At 40.2% G+C, this 17,811-nt stretch carries 17 protein-coding genes; 7 read left to right on the top strand and 10 right to left on the bottom strand.

All coding sequences use genetic code 11. The annotated features are described in order from the left end of the window. Positions 1-49: 49 nt before the first annotated feature. From holA to leuS, 3 genes are all read right to left on the bottom strand, one after another. On the bottom strand, positions 50-1,087 hold the full coding sequence (holA, locus tag FR932_RS14660; protein ID WP_019441653.1) for a DNA polymerase III subunit delta: 1,038 nt from the start codon (positions 1,085-1,087) through the stop codon (positions 50-52). Further along, a complete protein-coding gene (locus FR932_RS14655; RefSeq protein ID WP_019441652.1) occupies positions 1,087-1,755 on the bottom strand; it encodes an LPS-assembly lipoprotein LptE in 669 nt (222 codons plus the stop codon). The genes holA and FR932_RS14655 overlap by 1 nt, the downstream gene beginning before the upstream one ends. A gap of 170 nt (positions 1,756-1,925) precedes the next feature. Then, positions 1,926-4,517, bottom strand: a complete 2,592-nt coding sequence (gene leuS / locus FR932_RS14650; RefSeq protein ID WP_019441651.1) for a leucine--tRNA ligase — start codon at positions 4,515-4,517, stop codon at positions 1,926-1,928. A 330-nt stretch (positions 4,518-4,847) separates the two neighbouring features. Here leuS and FR932_RS14645 point away from each other — a divergent pair, with 330 nt between their 5' ends. After that, on the top strand, positions 4,848-5,354 hold the full coding sequence (locus FR932_RS14645; RefSeq protein WP_244963927.1) for a zinc ribbon-containing protein: 507 nt from the start codon (positions 4,848-4,850) through the stop codon (positions 5,352-5,354). Positions 5,355-5,512: 158 nt separating this feature from the next. Here the strand turns inward: FR932_RS14645 and FR932_RS14640 are convergent, their stop codons facing one another. Continuing rightward, the gene (locus tag FR932_RS14640) at positions 5,513-5,746 is read right to left on the bottom strand and encodes a hypothetical protein (protein WP_019441649.1); all 234 of its coding nucleotides are present in this window, start codon (positions 5,744-5,746) and stop codon (positions 5,513-5,515) included. Positions 5,747-6,063: 317 nt separating this feature from the next. Between FR932_RS14640 and FR932_RS14635 the strand changes: the two genes are divergently transcribed. Both FR932_RS14635 and thiI read left to right on the top strand, forming a co-directional pair. Continuing rightward, positions 6,064-7,305, top strand: coding sequence for a hypothetical protein (locus FR932_RS14635; RefSeq protein WP_019441647.1), 1,242 nt, complete (start codon positions 6,064-6,066; stop codon positions 7,303-7,305). Between the two features lie 177 nt (positions 7,306-7,482). Then, complete coding sequence (gene thiI / locus FR932_RS14630; protein ID WP_019441646.1) at positions 7,483-8,937, top strand: tRNA uracil 4-sulfurtransferase ThiI; 1,455 nt, start codon at positions 7,483-7,485, stop codon at positions 8,935-8,937. A 106-nt stretch (positions 8,938-9,043) separates the two neighbouring features. Here the strand turns inward: thiI and FR932_RS14625 are convergent, their stop codons facing one another. Together FR932_RS14625 and FR932_RS14620 are read right to left on the bottom strand one after the other, a co-directional pair. Then, the gene (locus FR932_RS14625) at positions 9,044-9,943 is read right to left on the bottom strand and encodes a 2-dehydropantoate 2-reductase (protein ID WP_019441645.1); all 900 of its coding nucleotides are present in this window, start codon (positions 9,941-9,943) and stop codon (positions 9,044-9,046) included. Next, positions 9,936-10,283: a VanZ family protein gene (locus FR932_RS14620; RefSeq protein WP_019441644.1), complete on the bottom strand. Its 348-nt coding sequence runs from the start codon at positions 10,281-10,283 to the stop codon at positions 9,936-9,938. Before FR932_RS14620 ends, FR932_RS14625 begins: the two co-directional genes overlap by 8 nt. Before the next feature lie 248 nt (positions 10,284-10,531). On the opposite strand from FR932_RS14620, the gene FR932_RS14615 reads away from it, so the two are divergent. Continuing rightward, positions 10,532-11,014: a YajQ family cyclic di-GMP-binding protein gene (locus tag FR932_RS14615; RefSeq protein ID WP_019441643.1), complete on the top strand. Its 483-nt coding sequence runs from the start codon at positions 10,532-10,534 to the stop codon at positions 11,012-11,014. Positions 11,015-11,143: 129 nt separating this feature from the next. On the opposite strand, the gene FR932_RS14610 is transcribed toward FR932_RS14615, so the two are convergent. Further along, complete coding sequence (locus tag FR932_RS14610) at positions 11,144-12,523, bottom strand: AmpG family muropeptide MFS transporter (protein ID WP_026032162.1); 1,380 nt, start codon at positions 12,521-12,523, stop codon at positions 11,144-11,146. Between the two features lie 123 nt (positions 12,524-12,646). Continuing rightward, positions 12,647-12,988 (bottom strand): hypothetical protein, encoded by a 342-nt coding sequence (locus FR932_RS14605; RefSeq protein WP_019441641.1) that lies wholly within the window; start codon positions 12,986-12,988, stop codon positions 12,647-12,649. Between the two features lie 362 nt (positions 12,989-13,350). Here FR932_RS14605 and FR932_RS14600 point away from each other — a divergent pair, with 362 nt between their 5' ends. Further along, a complete protein-coding gene (locus tag FR932_RS14600; protein ID WP_019441640.1) occupies positions 13,351-13,875 on the top strand; it encodes a peptidylprolyl isomerase in 525 nt (174 codons plus the stop codon). 98 nt (positions 13,876-13,973) lie between these two features. On the opposite strand, the gene FR932_RS14595 is transcribed toward FR932_RS14600, so the two are convergent. Together FR932_RS14595 and FR932_RS14590 are read right to left on the bottom strand one after the other, a co-directional pair. Further along, positions 13,974-14,534, bottom strand: coding sequence for a YajG family lipoprotein (locus FR932_RS14595; RefSeq protein WP_019441639.1), 561 nt, complete (start codon positions 14,532-14,534; stop codon positions 13,974-13,976). 1 nt (position 14,535) lies between these two features. After that, the gene (locus FR932_RS14590) at positions 14,536-15,663 is read right to left on the bottom strand and encodes a methyltransferase (protein ID WP_019441638.1); all 1,128 of its coding nucleotides are present in this window, start codon (positions 15,661-15,663) and stop codon (positions 14,536-14,538) included. Between the two features lie 73 nt (positions 15,664-15,736). Here FR932_RS14590 and FR932_RS14585 point away from each other — a divergent pair, with 73 nt between their 5' ends. Together FR932_RS14585 and FR932_RS14580 are read left to right on the top strand one after the other, a co-directional pair. Then, complete coding sequence (locus FR932_RS14585) at positions 15,737-16,048, top strand: BolA family protein (protein WP_019441637.1); 312 nt, start codon at positions 15,737-15,739, stop codon at positions 16,046-16,048. 422 nt (positions 16,049-16,470) lie between these two features. Then, a complete protein-coding gene (locus FR932_RS14580) occupies positions 16,471-17,811 on the top strand; it encodes a Na(+)-translocating NADH-quinone reductase subunit A (RefSeq protein ID WP_026032161.1) in 1,341 nt (446 codons plus the stop codon).

Here is a 17,811-nt window from a genome sequence, read left to right as displayed (position 1 = left end):
GTCGTTAATAATTAAAGTGAAAAATCATTTAGTGTCTATATCTCAACAACTATCTGATTTCGGCATGATGAAAATTGGGCAGTAAGCTCGAGTCAGCAAAACTGATACTTAACATTTGTAATGACAACCAAGGATCAATACTGGTACTGGTTTTGATCGCGCTATCAACACTAGAACACAGCACTAACATTTGTTCTATTTTACTTAATGATAAACGGCTTAAGCAGGTGTTAATAATTTGTTGGCGACCTGCCCATAAACGTTGCTTTTTCATTTCGTCGATGACTGACAGACCTTGCTGTTGCATCAAACTATAATGATATAGCTGATTAATTTCTTTGTTTAATCCCCAATTGATGATTATCGGATCAACCCCTTCAGCTTGTAATTGCTGTAAGATCCGTTGACCTCGATTTACTTTACCGGCAAGCAACGCATCAACCAGCTGAAAACTACTAAAGTGTGAATGCTGGGTTATTGATGCCTGTAATTGCGCCAAGGTGAGCGTCTGACCTGGGTGGAGCAGGGATAATTTATCAATCTCTTGCTTGGCAGCCAATAAATTACCTTCAAAGCTACGACAAAGCAGGGTGATCACATCTGCTTGCGCGTCAAGGTTGGCACGTTTTAGACGGTGGCGCATCCAGTTAGCAAAAAAGCGTCCTTCGGGGTGACCGACAGGGATGAACAGCGCATTTTTGAAATACTGGGTAAACCACTTGGCACTCTGTTGTGCTTTGGTTAAGTAAGGACCGCTGATGATGATAATGAGATCAGGGTTAAGCAGCTTAAACAAATCATTAAGTTGGCTGATGTCTTCTTTTGTCGGTCGTTTGTCAAAAATGAGCTCAACAGTTTGACGGCTTGAAAACAACGACATCGATTGGCACGCATTAAACACACCTGGCCAATCCATTGTTGGTTCGGCGTGAAATTTATGGTGTTCATCAAAGCCGACTTTTTTAGCGGCTATTTTAATCTGCTCAATGGCCTCCATTTTTAACAAGGGCTCTTCGCCAAAAATTAAATAGCAGGGTTTGATTTCAGTTTTTAAGTACTGATCGAGCTGTTCTGGATAAACGCGCATTAGTTGGCTTCAAATATGATAACTGGTTCTTCATCGCGATCACCAGTTGTCTGCGGGTCAATAACAACTTGGCTTAGTGTGCGAACAACCTGCTGTGCAGCTGCTTCACGTAGTTCTCTAATTAATAATTCAGATTCACGTGAACGGGCAAGCGCTTCTTGCGAGTTATTCAGCTGGTCACGCTGTAGCGCAACAGTGAAATACTGTGGGTCTTGATTCGGTAAGCGCACTTCCATTTTGATCACGTAACTAAGCTCGTATTCAGCCGCTGTCGCGTCAGAGTAGAGTGATACCGTACGTGAACCGGTACTTTCCGACATAATGCGGAGTATCGGTGTTTGCGAGTTTAATAGTGCTGGATCCATCGCTGTTGTTTTAGTTTGGGTTGAATCATCCCCCATGTCATCTGACGCGTTATCCGTTTCTGTGGTTAACGATTCAGTGCTCGCTACCGTCGGAACGACAAGGTTGATTTGGTTGTAGCGTAGTTCTTGTTTAATTAAGCGAGTGAGATCGGAATACTTACTCGATACCAAGGTTAAATTTCGTAATTCATTGGGAATACCACTGCCATTTTTTAAATGGAAGCCGCAACCGCCAAGCACTGCTGTTACCAAGAAGATGCAAATTAGTCGAGTAATACGTGGAATCAGTGCCGATGCGCTCATTTTTGCCTACAAAATAGATAAGTTAATTGTAGGTAATTTTACACGTAATCGAAAAACAAAAAAGCCCTAGACTCTACTATAAGAATAAAAGCAGAATATAGGGCTTACAATTTGTTAGCTAAACGTTAGTTAGTCACTATTTAGTTAGCAATAATTTAGTTAGCAACAATTTAGTTAGCAACAATGTTCAGAAGTTTACCTGGTACGAAAATTACTTTACGTACTGTTTTGCCGTCTGTGAACTTAGCGACATTCTCATCTGCATTTGCTAATGCTTCAACAGATTCACGTGTTGCGTCAGCGGGTACTGTTAATTTAGCACGCAGTTTACCGTTCACTTGAACAATGATTAGCTTTTCAGATTCAACCATTGCTGACTGGTCTGCTACAGGCCATAGCGCTGCGTCGATGTTACCTTCTTGACCTAGTTTTTCCCACAGTTCGAAACAGATATGTGGTGTGATAGGTGCAAGTAGACGAACAACTGCAACCAATGCTTCTTGAAGTAGTGCGCGATCTTGCTCTGCTTCTTGAGGTGCTTTAGTTAGCTTGTTCATGAGTTCCATGACAGAAGCAATTGCGGTGTTGAACGTTTGACGACGTTCGATATCATCAGATACTTTAGCAATAGTCTTATGGATCTCGCGACGTAGCTCTTTTTGCTTGCCGTTTAGTGCTGCAACGTCTAGTTCTGCAACTTCGCCTTTGCTAATGTGGCTGTAAGCAAGTGTCCAGATACGACGTAGGAAACGGTGTGCGCCTTCTACTGCCGAGTCTTGCCATTCTAGTGTTTGGTCAGCTGGTGCTGCAAACATCATGAATAGACGTACTGTATCAGCACCAAAACGTTCGATCATTGTTTGTGGGTCAATACCGTTGTTTTTAGACTTAGACATTTTTGTCATGCCTGTATAAACAAGTTCATTGCCTTCATTATCGATGTACTTAGTTGGTTGACCTTTTTCGTCACGCTCAACTGTTACGTCTAATGGAGAAACCCAAACACGGCCGCCGTTTTCGTTGGTGTAGTAGTATGCATCAGCAAGTACCATACCTTGACAAAGTAGACGTTTGAACGGTTCGTTGCTATCAACCATTTGCTCATCACGTAGCAATTTATGGAAGAAACGAGCATATAATAAATGCATACATGCGTGTTCAATACCACCAACATACTGATCTACTGGTAACCAGTGGTTTGCATCTTCACGGTTAAGCATTTCAGTTTCTGATGTCGCGCTACAGTAACGTGCATAATACCAAGACGATTCCATGAAGGTATCGAACGTATCTGTTTCACGTAGTGCCGGTTGACCATTGTATGTAGTTTTAGCCCACTCTAAATCCGCTTTAATAGGACTTTGAATGCCGTCCATTTTCACGTCTTCAGGTAAGATAACTGGAAGTTGGTCTGCAGGTGTTGGTACAACTGAACCGTCTTCAAGTGTCAACATAGGGATTGGCGCGCCCCAGTAACGTTGACGAGAAACACCCCAGTCACGTAGACGGAAGTTAACTTTCTTGGTGCCTTGACCCGTTGCTTCTAATTTAGCGGCAATTGCATCTACTGCTGCGCCAAATTCTAAACCGTCGAATTCGCCTGAATTAAACAATACACCTTTTTCAGTGAATGCGACTTCAGAAACATCTAGTTCGCTACCATCTGCAGGTTTGATTACTGGGACGATATCGATGCCGTATTTAGTTGCGAATTCATAGTCACGTTGGTCATGAGCTGGAACTGCCATAACAGCGCCAGTGCCGTAACCCATTAATACGAAGTTAGCTACGTATACCGGTACTTTACGGCCATTTAATGGATGAATAGCGTATAGGCCTGTAGCCATGCCTTTCTTTTCCATTTTTTCTAGATCAGCTTCAGCCACTTTCATGTTTTTACATTCAAGGTTGAATTCTGCTAGTGCTGGGTTTGTTAATGCTGCTTGTTCTGCAAGTGGGTGACCTGCTGCGATACCGACATACGTTACACCCATCACTGTGTCTGGACGTGTTGTGTATACAGATAACTTGCTTAGTTCATCCGATTGGTCTTCTACTGCGAAGTCTAGTTCGATGCCTTCGCTGCGACCGATCCAGTTACGTTGCATTGTTTTAACTTGTTCAGGCCAGCCGTCAAGCTCATCAATAGATGTCAGTAGCTCGTCTGCATATTCAGTGATCTTAATGAACCACTGTGGAATCTCTTTTTGTTCTACCGGGGTATCACAACGCCAGCAGCAGCCGTCGTTTACTTGTTCGTTAGCCAGTACAGTTTCATCGTTTGGACACCAGTTCACTGATGATGTCTTCTTGTACACTAAACCTTTGTTGTACAGTTTAGTGAAGAACTCTTGTTCCCAACGATAGTATTCAGGTGTACATGTTGCGATCTCACGATTCCAGTCATAGCCAAAGCCTAGCGACGTTAGCTGACCTTTCATGTAATCGATGTTTTCATATGTCCAAGGCGCAGGTGCAGTGTTGTTTTTAATTGCTGCATTTTCAGCTGGTAGACCAAATGCATCCCAACCGATAGGTTGTAATACGTTTTTGCCTTGCATACGTTGGAAACGTGCGATCACATCACCAATTGTGTAGTTACGTACATGGCCCATGTGTAGGCGACCACTTGGGTATGGGAACATAGACAAGCAGTAGAATTTTTCTTTGTTTTCGTCGTTTTGTACTTCGAATGTTTTATTTTCTTGCCAGTGTTGTTGAACCTGAGGTTCGATACTGCTTGGAGTATATTGTTCTTGCATGGGTAATATCCAGTCTGTTCTTGGTAGGATTTAGAAACAAAATTTTGCCATAGAATACCTTAGCACAGAGAGGGCAACAAGTTTCATTTGCAGATAGCGATAAGATTTCCTGACTGATAATGCAGAACCGTGGCTTTTACAAGGAAACTATGTGATGCAGACCGCTTGTTGGCCGGGCATTTTGGCATATACTTAAGCTATAGCAATGGCCTTTTTATGTTTACAAAGTGTAGGTTATTGCTGGGTGTTAATCGTGTTTACTGATCAATATAGATGACGTTTTATTAATAAATACCAGTTAACTGTTATTACATTAATTCGGAGGTTTATATGGCTAAGCTCAATACTCAATATCAAAATACTGTTCGTTACTTATCTGTACAGCCTCTGAGCTATAAGGGGAGGGAACAATTTATGGGTAATGATTTTACACATCGACTTGTACTTAAAGCCGAAGCTTACTTAGGTGCGGCTGGAGATTTAACGAAAAAAGAATTAACGGAAGCATCCGCCTATATTCGCCACGATGTGGGTGAGCTAAACAAGGATTATCAGACGAGTGTCAGTAGCTTTAAGTTATCGGCTTGGTATCAGGCTTGGGACAAAATAACCTGGAGTGCCTTGGCATCTATTACCGACAAAACCCAAGTTGAGTGGACTGAGGTCGGTGATGATTTAGTACATCAAGGTCGCTATTCTACCGGTGATAAAGTTGGTTTTGGTTTACTGACCTGTGTACGTTGCGGCTATCAAAAAGAACTATTCCATCCTGCGACTGTACTTTCCTGTGCAAGTTGTGACGGCGATGAATTCATGCGAGAAGGTTTTGCACCTTAACTTTCTACCTTAATTTTTTATCTGCAATTTTTATTTGAACTTGTTCTTTAAAAGATAAAAGGGGAGACGTGAATACATAAATGGTCAGTTTAGCTTAAACTGGCCATCGTCGTTGATATTGATATTGATATTGATATTGATAGTGGTGAAAAACATTGTTAAAAAACTTCACCTACTCTGACGTTTGGAAAGCCGACTTGCTGTGCGGTTGCTGTCGCAATATCCAAATTTCGGTAACATTTCTCGTGACCACTAAAGTCGGTTAATGGGATGATATCGCCATTCTCAGATTTAAATTCCACTATCCAGCCATTCGCAACCAATGATGGTTCTACAATGGCCTCGACTAACTCGTGTCTGTGATACATGCTTTTGATATCGGAAAGTTGCATGGTAATACCTCTCAACGCAGAACTTTGGGAATTATAATATTAGTGTAGTTGATGGTGAAGCAAGTTCAATAATACGCTGCATAAATCGTATAAATAAATCGTATAAATAAATCGTATAAATAAATCGTATAAATAAATCTTGTGAATAAGCCTCGCTAATATGCATTAATCGAGTCATTAATTTGTGATAGAGCACCATAAACAGTACTTAAAACTTACTCTCGTCGACGTTTCCTTGTCTCGTTAGCAAATTAATCAGAGCACTTCTATTATCTCTATCATACTGAGTCGTATTACCATATTTGATTGGAACTCGAATGTTTATACGCTTTTCTTCATTATTTGTATCATTATTGGTCTCAAGTACGCAGCAATTGTTGGCAGCAGAGGCTAAAACTGCGTTATCAATTGATTCCTCCTTGATTAAAGAATCAGCTATCAACGTGGATGTGCATTCTCGTTGCCCAAGTGTTTTAAATCAGCATCGAATTAATTATTTAGAAATGCAAATAATTAAACACCGTCAGATTTATTATGCCGGCAAGAAGCCATTGTTACATGATGGAGAGTTTGATTTATTGGTCGATGAGTTAGCGGTGCTATCAGATTGTTTATCGCCGGTATTAACGCAGCTGGGGAGTGAGGGGGGGCGATATAATGATCGACAACGACATCGACAGCAGATGCTAAGTCTAAATTCGGTACGAGAAAGAAATCTAGTCGATAAGTTTTACCAACGCCATCAAAAACAGTCATTACTTATCCAGCCTAAAATTGACGGCATGGCGGTTGAATTGGTGTATGAAAAAGGGTTGTTGGTGAGTGCCTCTAGTCGCGGTAATGGTAAGCAAGGGCTTGATTTATTAGCGCTCATGCTTCGCAGTAATGCCGTCGACAGTATTATCGCTTATCCACATACGTTGGTGATCCATGGTGAATTGTATGTTGAGCAACACGATTGGCAGCAACGTGGAAAATATGTGTCTTCTCGGCATATGACCGCTGGCATCGCTAGCCAATCATCACCTAAGCAAGCAGATATCATGAGTTTACGCTTTATGCCTTGGCGTTGGGTTGATACCCCCTATAGAAATGAGGTGATGAGTTTGGTGCAGTTGGCTATGTTGGGTTTTGCTGATATGTCGAAGATGAGTCATACCCTAGATACAGCTCAAGACATCGATTATTGGTTTGCGCATTATCAAAACACAGAGACGTTATTACTTGATGGTATTGTGATTAAACTGGCCAACAGGGCGCAGCAGCATGCATATGGTCAAACTCAGCATGCCCCTCGCTGGGCGCTGGCGCTGAAGTTTACTGGTCCCAAAGGCTTAAGTAACGTTGTTGATATAACCTATCAAGTTGGGAAAAGTGGACGAGTCACTCCGGTTGTGCATGTGCAGGCGTTAGCACTTTCTGGGCATCAAATAACCCGCGTATCTGGCCGTTCGCAACCTTGGCTATTACAGTCTAAGATTGAGGTCGGTAGCCGAGTTGAAATTGAGTTAGTCGGCAATGCTATTCCACAATTAACTCGGGTAGTGAACAAGCGCTAGCATCTTGCATATTTAGGCATTTTGAGTATACTGCTGACGAGCAACAGGAACGGGCTTACCTTAAGGTATGCCCGTTTTTTTATTTTTGATTTAAGTTAATCGAATATATCAGCTAAACACCCAGCGCGATGAAATGCTGGGCCAACAGTTTGTTTGAACTATGATGTAGGCAAAACCATGAAATTTATTGTAAAAATATTCCCAGAAGTAATGATGAAAAGTAAATCTGTACGTCAGCGTTTTAGTAAAATGCTGCAGTCGAGTTTACGTAATATTTTACGTCGTGAAGATGAACATGCGCGCGTGATCCTTGAATGGGATAAAATTGTTGTTCGTACTACTGACGACAGTGATAAAAATCGCGAATTCTATCGTGAAGTATTAAAAAATACTCCGGGTATTGCCCATTCATTAGAAGTACACGAATCTACTTTTACCGATCTTGATGATATTTTCCAACAAGCATTACCTGTTTACAAAGACTTGCTTGCAGGTAAAACATTCTGTGTACGTGCTAAACGTAACGGTAAACATGATTTTACTTCGATTGACTTAGAACGTTATGTTGGCGGTGGCTTAAATCAGCATACAGATGCCGCTGGCGTTAAACTAAGAAAACCACAAGAAACCATTAAAATTGAAGTTGAACACGAAAAGCTTTATTTAGTGACGGAACGCCACGAAGGCCTGGGTGGTTTCCCTATGGCTGGGCAAGAAGATGTTCTATCATTAATGTCAGGTGGTTTTGACTCGGCAGTATCGAGCTACTTAACGATTAAACGTGGTAGTCGTACGCATTTCTGTTTCTTCAATCTTGGCGGCGATGCACATGAGATTGGTGTGAAACAAATTTCTTATTTCTTGTGGAATAAATACAGCTCATCACACAAAGTTAAATTTGTTAGCGTACCGTTCGATCCTGTTGTTGCTGAGATCTTAGAAAAAGTAGATAACTCACAAATGGGTGTGGTACTGAAACGTATGATGATGCGTGCAGCGACGAAAGTAGCTGAGCGTCTCGGTATTGAAGCGCTGGTTACAGGTGAAGCTGTAGGCCAAGTATCAAGCCAAACTATTCGTAACTTATCGTTAATCGATTCCGTCACTGATACCTTGATTCTACGTCCATTGATTGTTGCTGATAAGCAAGACATCATTGATACAGCACGTAAAATTGGTACGGCTGAATTCTCGGAAACTATTCCTGAATACTGTGGTGTTATCTCAAACAAACCTACAGTTAAAGCAGTGAAAGAGAAGATTGAAGCAGAAGAAGCTAAATTCGACATGAGCTTGATTGACCAAGTTGTGATGGCTGCAAACGTAATGGATATCCGTCAAATTGCTGAAGAAGCACAAGAGCAAGTGAGCGATGTTGAAGCAGTAACTGAAATCGCCGCAAACGAAGTGATCTTGGACATTCGTAGTATCGATGAAGTTGAAGATTCACCGCTTGACGTTGATGGACTGGAAGTGCAACACATGCCTTTCTTCAAACTTGGCAACCAGTTTGGCGAGTTAGATCAAGATAAGACTTACTTACTATACTGCGATCGCGGTGTGATGAGTAAACTGCAAGCGCTTTACTTGATTGAAAAAGGTTATGGTAACGTTAAAGTTTACCGTCCTTAATGATGATGTAGGTAAGGTGATAATTTAGTCTTACCGGTAATTATTGAAGAAAGCCAGCAAGCTATTTCTAGTCAGAAAGAGTTTGCTGGCTTTTTTGATCTTGGGCTTAAACTAATCCCGTTTCTTGCTGTTTGATTTGCTCGAACAAAGCTTGATTCGTTGGTACTGGAATACTATAAGCATTCGCCACTTTCAGAACATAACCAGTGATGAAGTCAATTTCGGTCTGACGATTAAAGAGACGATCTTGGTGCATAGACGAAAAATTTTCAGCTGTACGTGCAATGACATTATCCACCTGGGCTTGTAACTCAGCGTAAGGCCAAGGTAAGCGGGCTTTTTCACACACCAATGCTAATTCTTGCACAATCTTCACCACTTGTGGATATAACGATGAACTCGCCAATTCACCGTTCTGACACTGATGGATTGCGGTTAATGGATTTATCGCGCAGTTGATCACGAGTTTAAGCCATAGTTTCTCGCGTATATCATCACACCAGGTTAATTCTTCCAATGCGGATAACTGGGTCGCAATGTCTTTATAGCGTTTTGCTTGATTATTAAATGGACCTAACCAAGTCACACCAGCGCCGGTATGACGAATATGATCATCAGAGACTTTTAATACACCGTTAGATGTCGTACCCACCATTATCGCGTTACGCGGGAATAGTTTCTCGGTTTGTTCTGCTGTGCCCATGCCATTATGTAACAGCACGATACAGCAATGTTTATCAATTTGTGATTGTAGTAAGGTCAGTGCTGGTAATACGTCTTGGGCTTTGAGGGTGACCAATAAAAAATCACACTTTGGCGTGAGTTTACCTTGTGCCATGACGGTATTACTGGTGTTTTCAGCCGCTAAGTTTTCAAAATTAAAACTGCGAATATGCGGCTCACTCTCGGGGCGTAAAACAAATGCGGCATGTTGGCCTGACTTTAATAATTTTTCTGCAAAGAAGTGCCCGATAGCGCCTGCGCCAAGAATGTTCCAATTAGCCATGTATTTTTGCTCGTAGTGGTTGAAGAAGTAAGTAACTGGTTATACCGACCAAATCGGCGACAATATCGCAATGACTGGTATCACGGCTAGGGATTAAACCTTGAATTAATTCAATGAAAATACCGAAACTCAGTAGTGTCATAAACAATGTGACAGTTCTATTTGGGAAACTATAATCAAACAGCAAAGCTAATGTTGCAAAGGCAATGAAGTGATTTAGCTTGTCGTAACCTAAACTAGGAATATCCGATGAGGGTTTAGCAAAAGCAAGTAGACAGATTGCGACGGTTACTATGACAAATAGTAGACGGAACCAAAGTTTATATTTATCTAATGGCATTTGTCTCTCGGAGATAAACAGGGTATATAGGAATTATAGTCCTTTATTTATTGTATTTAGTTCCTAAATGGTAAGCGAACTTTTTATCGATAATTTATTATTTAATTAATATTGGTTGTGATGGTATACGAACTATGTCTAATTATCGCTACTTAATAGAAGAGATAAGGCTAGTTCAGCAGTTAATGGTTGAATTACAACGGCCATCTATTAGATAATCAGACCATTATAAATGATAGGATATGATGATGCCGCAATTTGATATTGTTTCTGAAGTTGACATGGTTGAAGTGAAAAATGCAACTGATAACGCAAACCGTGAATTAAGCACTCGCTTTGATTTCCGTGGTGTTGATGCAAGCTTTGAATTAATTAAAGAAAAAGTAAAAATGCGTACTGATGAAGATATGCAACTTCGCCAAATGGCTGATATTTTACGTGGCGCTTTAGTTAAGCGTAATATTGATTCATCGTCAATGAGCGTTGGAAAAACTGAATTTTCAGGTAAAACGTGCAGTGCAGACATTGAATTTTTACAAGGTATCGAAGGCGCTGTTGCTAAAAAAGTTGTTAAATCAATTAAAGACAGCAAGCTAAAAGTACAAGTATCAATTCAAGGCGACAAAGTACGTGTTGTTGGTAAAAAGCGTGATGATTTACAAGCTGTGATGCAACATATTAAAACTGCAGAACTAGGTCAACCGTTCCAGTTTGATAACTTCCGTGACTAATATATAGTGACTTAATATAGATATTTACTTGTTTTAAGCATATCTATATATAGCTATATAAGTCGGTTAAGCCCAGTTTGTTTATACATACTGGGCTTTTTTATATCTTTTCCTTACCGCATACTCACTTTAAGATTCAACCCATTTAAAGCGATTATTCAATTGCATGTAGATCAGTACAACAATGAATAGGATAGGAATAATACCGATTGCGGCAGTACCAATAAAGAAGGTTGAATAATCCCAAGCATCAACAGCAACGCCAGAGAACCCTGCTATAAATTTAGGCAGTAATACCATGATTGATGAAAATAGTGCATATTGCGTTGCGGTAAATTGGGTGTTGGTGAGTCGCGATAAAAATACCACAAATGCACAGGTCGCTATACCAGCACTGAGGTTGTCTGCACTGATAACAAGGGTTAATAATAGCTGAGCTGGATCTTGTGTTTGTAACCATGCTTCCGGAGCGATGAAAGCAAGTACCGTCATTACCTGTGTAATGGCTGCGCTACCTGCCATCCAATGAAACAGGACGTTGGTCAAGGCTGAAAGGACCCCGCCGAGTAATAAGGTCGACAGTAAACCTAAGCTACTGACGAGTAACCCGCCTAAACCAGCCCCTACGAGTGTCATTATCACCCCAAATATTTTGGAGATCGCCGCCACTTCTGCTTTTGAATAACCCATGTCGACATAAAAAGGGTTCGCCATGATCCCCATGACAATATCACTGATACGATAGGTGATCACAATAGCTAATAATATCAGGCAGGTTTTGCCATAACGCTGAAAAAGATCGGTAAGGGGTTTGACGATACCGGTAATAAGGAAGTCGCGAATGTTATGTACGGCTTGTATCTTATGTTTGGCGACGGGTTCTTTAGAGAGTAGGGTAGCAAAGACACCAAATAGCATAAACAGCGCCATAGATGCATAAGCGAACTGCCAGGCTGCGGCATTATAGATCGCACTGTTATCATAAAATGCGGCAATCGCCAGTGATCCTGCACCTGCCACGATCATGGCAAGTCGATAACCTGTCATATAGGTTGCTGCCATAGCGCCTTGTAAGCGTGTATCCGCACTTTCAATTCGAAAGGCATCGACAACGACATCTTGGGTTGCAGACGCAATGGCTAAACCAAGTGACGCGATAATAAATAACGTGACGCTGTGCTGAGGATCTTGAGTCGCCATAATCAGCAACATGCTAATGATCACGACTTGTGTGAATAAGAGCCAACTTCTACGCCTACCTAATTTATTGTGCAGCCAAGGTAATCGGAATTGGTCGATTAACGGTGACCAAGCCCATTTAAAGCTATAGGTAAGTGCTATCCAGCTAAAGAAACCAATACTGGCCCGATCGACACCTGCTTCACGCAACCAAAATGACAGTGTAGAAAACACGAGTAGGAGTGGTAATCCTGAGGAAAACCCAAATAATCCCATAAACAATACACGGGGATTCAGGTAAATAGATAAGGTTTGAAGAAAAGTAGGCAATGTCAGCAATCCATCTAACGTAAGTGTTTGCTGATACTACCGTATTTTTATGAATTAAATAAGCCCGACAGCAGACTGGGCTTGGCTTAATCGATTTATTTATTCTAAAACGCGCAGGCGAAATTAGTCCAAGCATTCCGTTATAGGTCTAATACCAATACAGTTGTATGGTTTAACTCCTTGACCTTGTAAGAATAAAGCACCTGTGTGTAGTTTTTGGCGCAATATACGGTTGGCAAAAATCTGTTGGCTAGACCAGTTTTTTAGCTCAAACAATAAGAACCAAAACACTTGCTCTTTACAGCTATCTGTCGACTCATCAAAAATAGCTAAGTCATCCCATTCTCTTAATGTTTCCCAAAGAAAATGGTTTAATTGGCTATAACTGAGTTTTCTCATTAGAAAAAAGTCGAGATATGTAGCTAAAACATCAGATTTCTCGTCAATGAACTTTTTCGCTTCCATGCAAATCTCCTCATTAGTTAGTCCTATTTTCAATCCTAGACTAAAATATGCAACTGTCATTAATAAGCGTATTGTTAATGCGGATTAATGATAAAAGTGTGAATTGTCTCAAGAGTTGAATGCCTCTAAACGCAACGTTAAATATGATTAATGTTTTGGTTGTTAAATATAAATATTTAGCCGTTAAATATAAGACTGTCGTTGCACGTTTGCAGATTATACTTTTGAAGAGGTTTGAGTATCTACAGCAAACATCTGATATAGTAACTAAAATACGCTTATGTTTATAACTGAATGGAACTTATACTATGCGACTGAATCATTTTTTTACTAAATCACTCTTAATTCTGAGCTCAATATTCATGCTTAATACTGCCTTTGCAGCAGAGACAAAAGCCTTAATAAAAACCAATTTAGGTGATATTACCGTTGAGTTATACGCAGATAAAGCACCTGTGTCTGTTGCCAATTTTATCAACTATGTTGAAAGCGATTTTTATAGTGGTATTATTTTTCACCGTGTAATTCCTGGTTTTATGGCGCAAACAGGTGGCTTTAAAACGAATATGGACAAGCAGACTTCAGGCAAGCCTGTTATTAATGAAGCGAATAATGGGTTAAGTAATCAGCGTGGTACTCTCGCATTAGCACGTACCAATAATCCCAATTCAGCAACGTCACAGTTTTTCATTAATTTGAAAGACAATAATTTCTTAAACCGTTCTGGTTCACAGCCTTCACAAGCGGGTTATGCCGTATTTGGCCGAGTAATACAAGGCATGGATGTGGTTGATAAAATGGCGAAGCAGCCAACGGGTAAGAAACAGTATTACAGTGATGTTCCACTGACTGATATTGTGATTGAAAGTGTTACTATGTTGAAATAATAAGGTACTGAAATAAAAAGCCTCGCTGATGATCTTATACTAAGTCACCAGCGAGGCTTTTTGCGTTATCTATTACTTTCGCTATATTGGATGATTAACTAGCGTGCTAGGTAGTCACGGATCTGTTGATCACTAAATACATCGTTTAGTAATGATGATAATTGTTGAGAAAATTTAGCTTCTAAATCACTCATTGATGGACCAAACGCACCTGTTAACGTTGACGCACTGCGAAATTGTTTTGTTAGGGTTTGCTCTTTATTTTTAATTGATACGATCAGCATTAGCGTTGACTCTGCTTGATGCTCAAAGCTATCTTGCTGTACATCTACTCTTGCCGTTTGCAGCTCAAGACTAATCGCGATGTCAGCTTGCGGCGAAAAAACTAAGCCTTGCTGTTCCCAGCCCTGTTGCAGTTTCGCTGTAGTCAGGTTTATCAGTGAACCTTTGTTATTTAATAGCTGCGCTGGTTCACCGACTTTGTGAATGGCAATTAAGTAGTTTGCATCACGTATATCTTTGCTTGATAGCGTCACCTGAGTGTCACTGTATTGCGTTGTTAACTGTGCTGGCTCGGCGGTAATATTTACTTGCTGAGGGGTACTGGCGCAGGCCGTTAATAATACTAAGCTGGCACTTAATAGTAGTTTTTTAAGCATATTATTTTTGCGCCTTAATGATGACAAATTTAGCATTTGATGCAACAACTTCATGATTATCAAATAAACGCTCAAGCTTAATATGGTAATCAAGATGACGGTTACCGACAATATAAAGTGCGCCGCCCCATGCTAATGCACGGTGAGCATCTTTGAACATTTGCCATGCGATATGATCGGTAATGGCTTTTTCTTGGTGGAACGGAGGGTTACATAATACTAAATCAACACTGTGTGGTTCATAATCGTATAAGCAATTGTTCACCAAGAAATCAATCTCTGGTTCATGCCTTTGAACGTTTGCGGCTACGTTTTCTTTTGCCGATGCAATGGCCATAAATGACTCATCAACAAAGGTGATTTTAGCTTGTGGATTTAAGCGTGCAGCAGTGATACCGATAATACCGTTACCACAACCTAGATCGATAATATGCTGGTATTCACCTTTAGGTAAATGCTGCATAAAGAAGTTACCGCCAATATCTAAATTGTTACGCGAGAATACATTGGCATGATTAGAGAGTGAAATATTAGTTTTTGCTACATCCCATGTTACTGCTGCTGGGATCTCTAATGCTTTTGCTTGGGTGATTGTTGAGAAGATCAAACGCGATTTTTTCTTTGCTAATGATGTCTTCGTCTCACCAAGGTATTTTTCAAATAACGCTAATGTTGAGTTATGGATATCTTTCGCTTTTGCACCAGCAATGATTTTTGTATGCGGTGTAACAACATGGCTAAGCATCGCCAGTTGATGTTCTAGTAAAGATAAAGTACGTGGGATCTTGATAAGTACTAAATCAATATTTTCCGGTAATGCTGCAAGACAGTCTTGGACTTTGACTTGTTCTGTGCTTAACTCATTTTCATCAAGGTTTTGCGCGATTGCAGCATGGCTGATCCATGAGTCACTGACGGTGGTCACTTTATGCTGATTATAAGCACACGTTAGAGCACCAAAACTATCGTTGAAAATAAGTACTGAAGATTGTTCAGCAAGCGTTAAATCTGCAACGGTATTAATCATATACTCATCAGCAGAGTCCCAAGCTTGCAGTTGCTCAATGCTACGTTTAGGGTAGCGGTACAAAGATAATTCGATATTTTCAAGAGATAGTTCAGTGTTCATAGTATGTTCCATTTAAGGTTGATCGTGTATTTTACACTGTTATTTTACTAAATATATAAAGAAGAGGTTTTAAATGTCATTAGGTAACGATATTCAACAGCAATTATTGGCTAGTTTTGATATTCAACATTTAGAGGTGGTTTGTGATAGCCACAAGCATAATGTGCCACCAGGTAGTGAAATTCATTTTTCAGTGGTGATAGTAACAAGCGAATTTGATGGTAAAATGCTGATCGCACGTCATCGAATGGTAAACACTGCGCTGGTAGCCCAATTTGAAGCGGGTATTCATGCATTATCAATACATGCTTATACACCGACACAGTGGGCTAAAAAAAATGGTCAAGATCAAAGCGTGCCTGAGTCGCCGGATTGTCTTGGTTAGCTTTTAATAAATTAATAATATATGCAAAAATGATCTGTAGAATGTTACTAGTTGTAAGTGCATGTTAATTTTTAAAAAATTTGTTTTAATTAGTAAAGATATCGTTATATCTGACTAAAATCAGCGTAACAAAACCGCTTATTTTGTTTAAATGTTTAACATTATTTCAGTTTTAAATTTTTAAGTGACTGTTTTAATTTGATTATATGTATATGTTTAAACCTGTTTAAAACTTTATCTTATTCGAGTCAGTTACTCGATGAAGTGCGAGCAATCATCTTAAATAAGTGCTAGAATAACCCCAAATTTTTTGTTAACGAAACCACACCACTTTGTGAATACTCATTAATTGGTACTCGCGTGTGTGGTTTTTACTGGCAAAAGTGTTCTTTATCTTCCTAAAAAAAGTAGTGCATGTGAGTATGATTACGATAAAAAAAGGACTGGATCTACCTATCGCAGGTAAACCTGAGCAAGTAATTCATGATGGCCCAGCTATCAAACGAGTTGCTGTTCTAGGTGAAGAGTATATTGGAATGCGCCCAACAATGAGTGTTAAAGTTGGTGATCGTGTTAAGAAAGGTCAGGTTCTTTTTGAAGACAAAAAGACACCAGGCGTTAAATATACAGCCTTCGCTGCAGGAACAATTGCTGAAGTTAACCGTGGTGCTAAGCGGATCTTACAATCGGTAGTGATTGACGTAGATGGTAACGAAAGTGAGAAATTCGCTCAAGTTACATCAGCTGAAATTGCTAATCTTGACCGCGACACCGTGGTTACAAATCTTGTAGACTCAGGTTTATGGACTGCATTGCGCACTCGTCCATTTAGCCGTGTTCCTGCAATTGATAGTAATGCATCAGCAATCTTTATTACAGCAATGGACACAAATCCACTTGCTGCAGATGCTGCATTAATTATTAATCAAAACAGCGATGCATTTGTTGATGGTTTAAATGTTATTTCTCACTTAACAAGCGGTAAAGTTTACGTTTGTAAAGCGGAAGGCACATTACCTAAATCAACAGCATCAAATGTTGAAGAGCAAGCTTTTGCTGGTCCTCATCCTGCTGGTCTTGCTGGTACGCATATTCATTTATTAGAATCGGCTGGTACTAAGCGTACAGTTTGGTCTATTGGCTATCAAGACGTTATTGCTTTCGGTAAGTTGTTTACTACAGGTGAATTACATACTGACCGTGTTATTTCATTAGCAGGCCCTGCTGTGAAAAAACCACGTTTGATTAGCACTCGTCTAGGCGCATCAATTACAGAGTTAACTGCAAGTGAACTTAACGCTGGTGAAAACCGTGTTATTTCAGGTTCTGTATTATCTGGTGTTCAAGCTTACACAATAAATGCTTATCTTGGTCGTTATCACAACCAAATCAGCGCTCTAGCTGAAGGTCGTGAGAAGGAATTCCTAGGTTACATTAAACCTGGTAGTGACAAATTCTCAGTTGCTAACGTATTTACCTCTGCATTCAATCGCGCACGTCAATTCAACTTTACTACAACCACTGGTGGTAGTGATCGTGCAATGATGCCTATGGGTAACTACGAGCGCGTTATGCCATTAGATATCTTACCTACTATGTTACTACGCTCGTTAGTAACAGGTGACACAGATGAAGCAATTACGTTAGGTTGTCTTGAATTAGACGAAGAAGATCTAGCGTTATGTACTTTCTCTTGCCCAGGTAAGTACGACTTTGGTCCAATTCTACGTGATTGTCTAACGACAATTGAGAAGGAAGGTTAA

Source organism: Moritella marina ATCC 15381 (assembly GCF_008931805.1).
GTDB classification, from domain to species: domain Bacteria; phylum Pseudomonadota; class Gammaproteobacteria; order Enterobacterales; family Moritellaceae; genus Moritella; species Moritella marina.
The sequence above is the reverse complement of the archived record's forward strand: the minus strand, read 5'-3'. Positions and strand labels throughout refer to the sequence as shown.

Bases quoted from the DNA above. Each gene is read 5' to 3' on its own strand.
- FR932_RS14605 (WP_019441641.1), bottom strand. From the start codon at position 12,988: ATGGAAGCGAAAAAGTTCATTGACGAGAAATCTGATGTTTTAGCTACA.
- FR932_RS14590 (WP_019441638.1), bottom strand. From the start codon at position 15,663: ATGAACACTGAACTATCTCTTGAAAATATCGAATTATCTTTGTACCGC.
- thiI (WP_019441646.1), top strand. From the start codon at position 7,483: ATGAAATTTATTGTAAAAATATTCCCAGAAGTAATGATGAAAAGTAAA.
- FR932_RS14600 (WP_019441640.1), top strand. From the start codon at position 13,351: ATGCTTAATACTGCCTTTGCAGCAGAGACAAAAGCCTTAATAAAAACC.
- FR932_RS14645 (WP_244963927.1), top strand. From the start codon at position 4,848: ATGGCTAAGCTCAATACTCAATATCAAAATACTGTTCGTTACTTATCT.
- FR932_RS14655 (WP_019441652.1), bottom strand. From the start codon at position 1,755: ATGAGCGCATCGGCACTGATTCCACGTATTACTCGACTAATTTGCATC.
- FR932_RS14635 (WP_019441647.1), top strand. From the start codon at position 6,064: ATGTTTATACGCTTTTCTTCATTATTTGTATCATTATTGGTCTCAAGT.
- FR932_RS14640 (WP_019441649.1), bottom strand. From the start codon at position 5,746: ATGCAACTTTCCGATATCAAAAGCATGTATCACAGACACGAGTTAGTC.
- leuS (WP_019441651.1), bottom strand. From the start codon at position 4,517: ATGCAAGAACAATATACTCCAAGCAGTATCGAACCTCAGGTTCAACAA.
- FR932_RS14585 (WP_019441637.1), top strand. From the start codon at position 15,737: ATGTCATTAGGTAACGATATTCAACAGCAATTATTGGCTAGTTTTGAT.
- holA (WP_019441653.1), bottom strand. From the start codon at position 1,087: ATGCGCGTTTATCCAGAACAGCTCGATCAGTACTTAAAAACTGAAATC.
- FR932_RS14595 (WP_019441639.1), bottom strand. From the start codon at position 14,534: ATGCTTAAAAAACTACTATTAAGTGCCAGCTTAGTATTATTAACGGCC.
- FR932_RS14620 (WP_019441644.1), bottom strand. From the start codon at position 10,283: ATGCCATTAGATAAATATAAACTTTGGTTCCGTCTACTATTTGTCATA.
- FR932_RS14625 (WP_019441645.1), bottom strand. From the start codon at position 9,943: ATGGCTAATTGGAACATTCTTGGCGCAGGCGCTATCGGGCACTTCTTT.
- FR932_RS14615 (WP_019441643.1), top strand. From the start codon at position 10,532: ATGCCGCAATTTGATATTGTTTCTGAAGTTGACATGGTTGAAGTGAAA.
- FR932_RS14580 (WP_026032161.1), top strand. From the start codon at position 16,471: ATGATTACGATAAAAAAAGGACTGGATCTACCTATCGCAGGTAAACCT.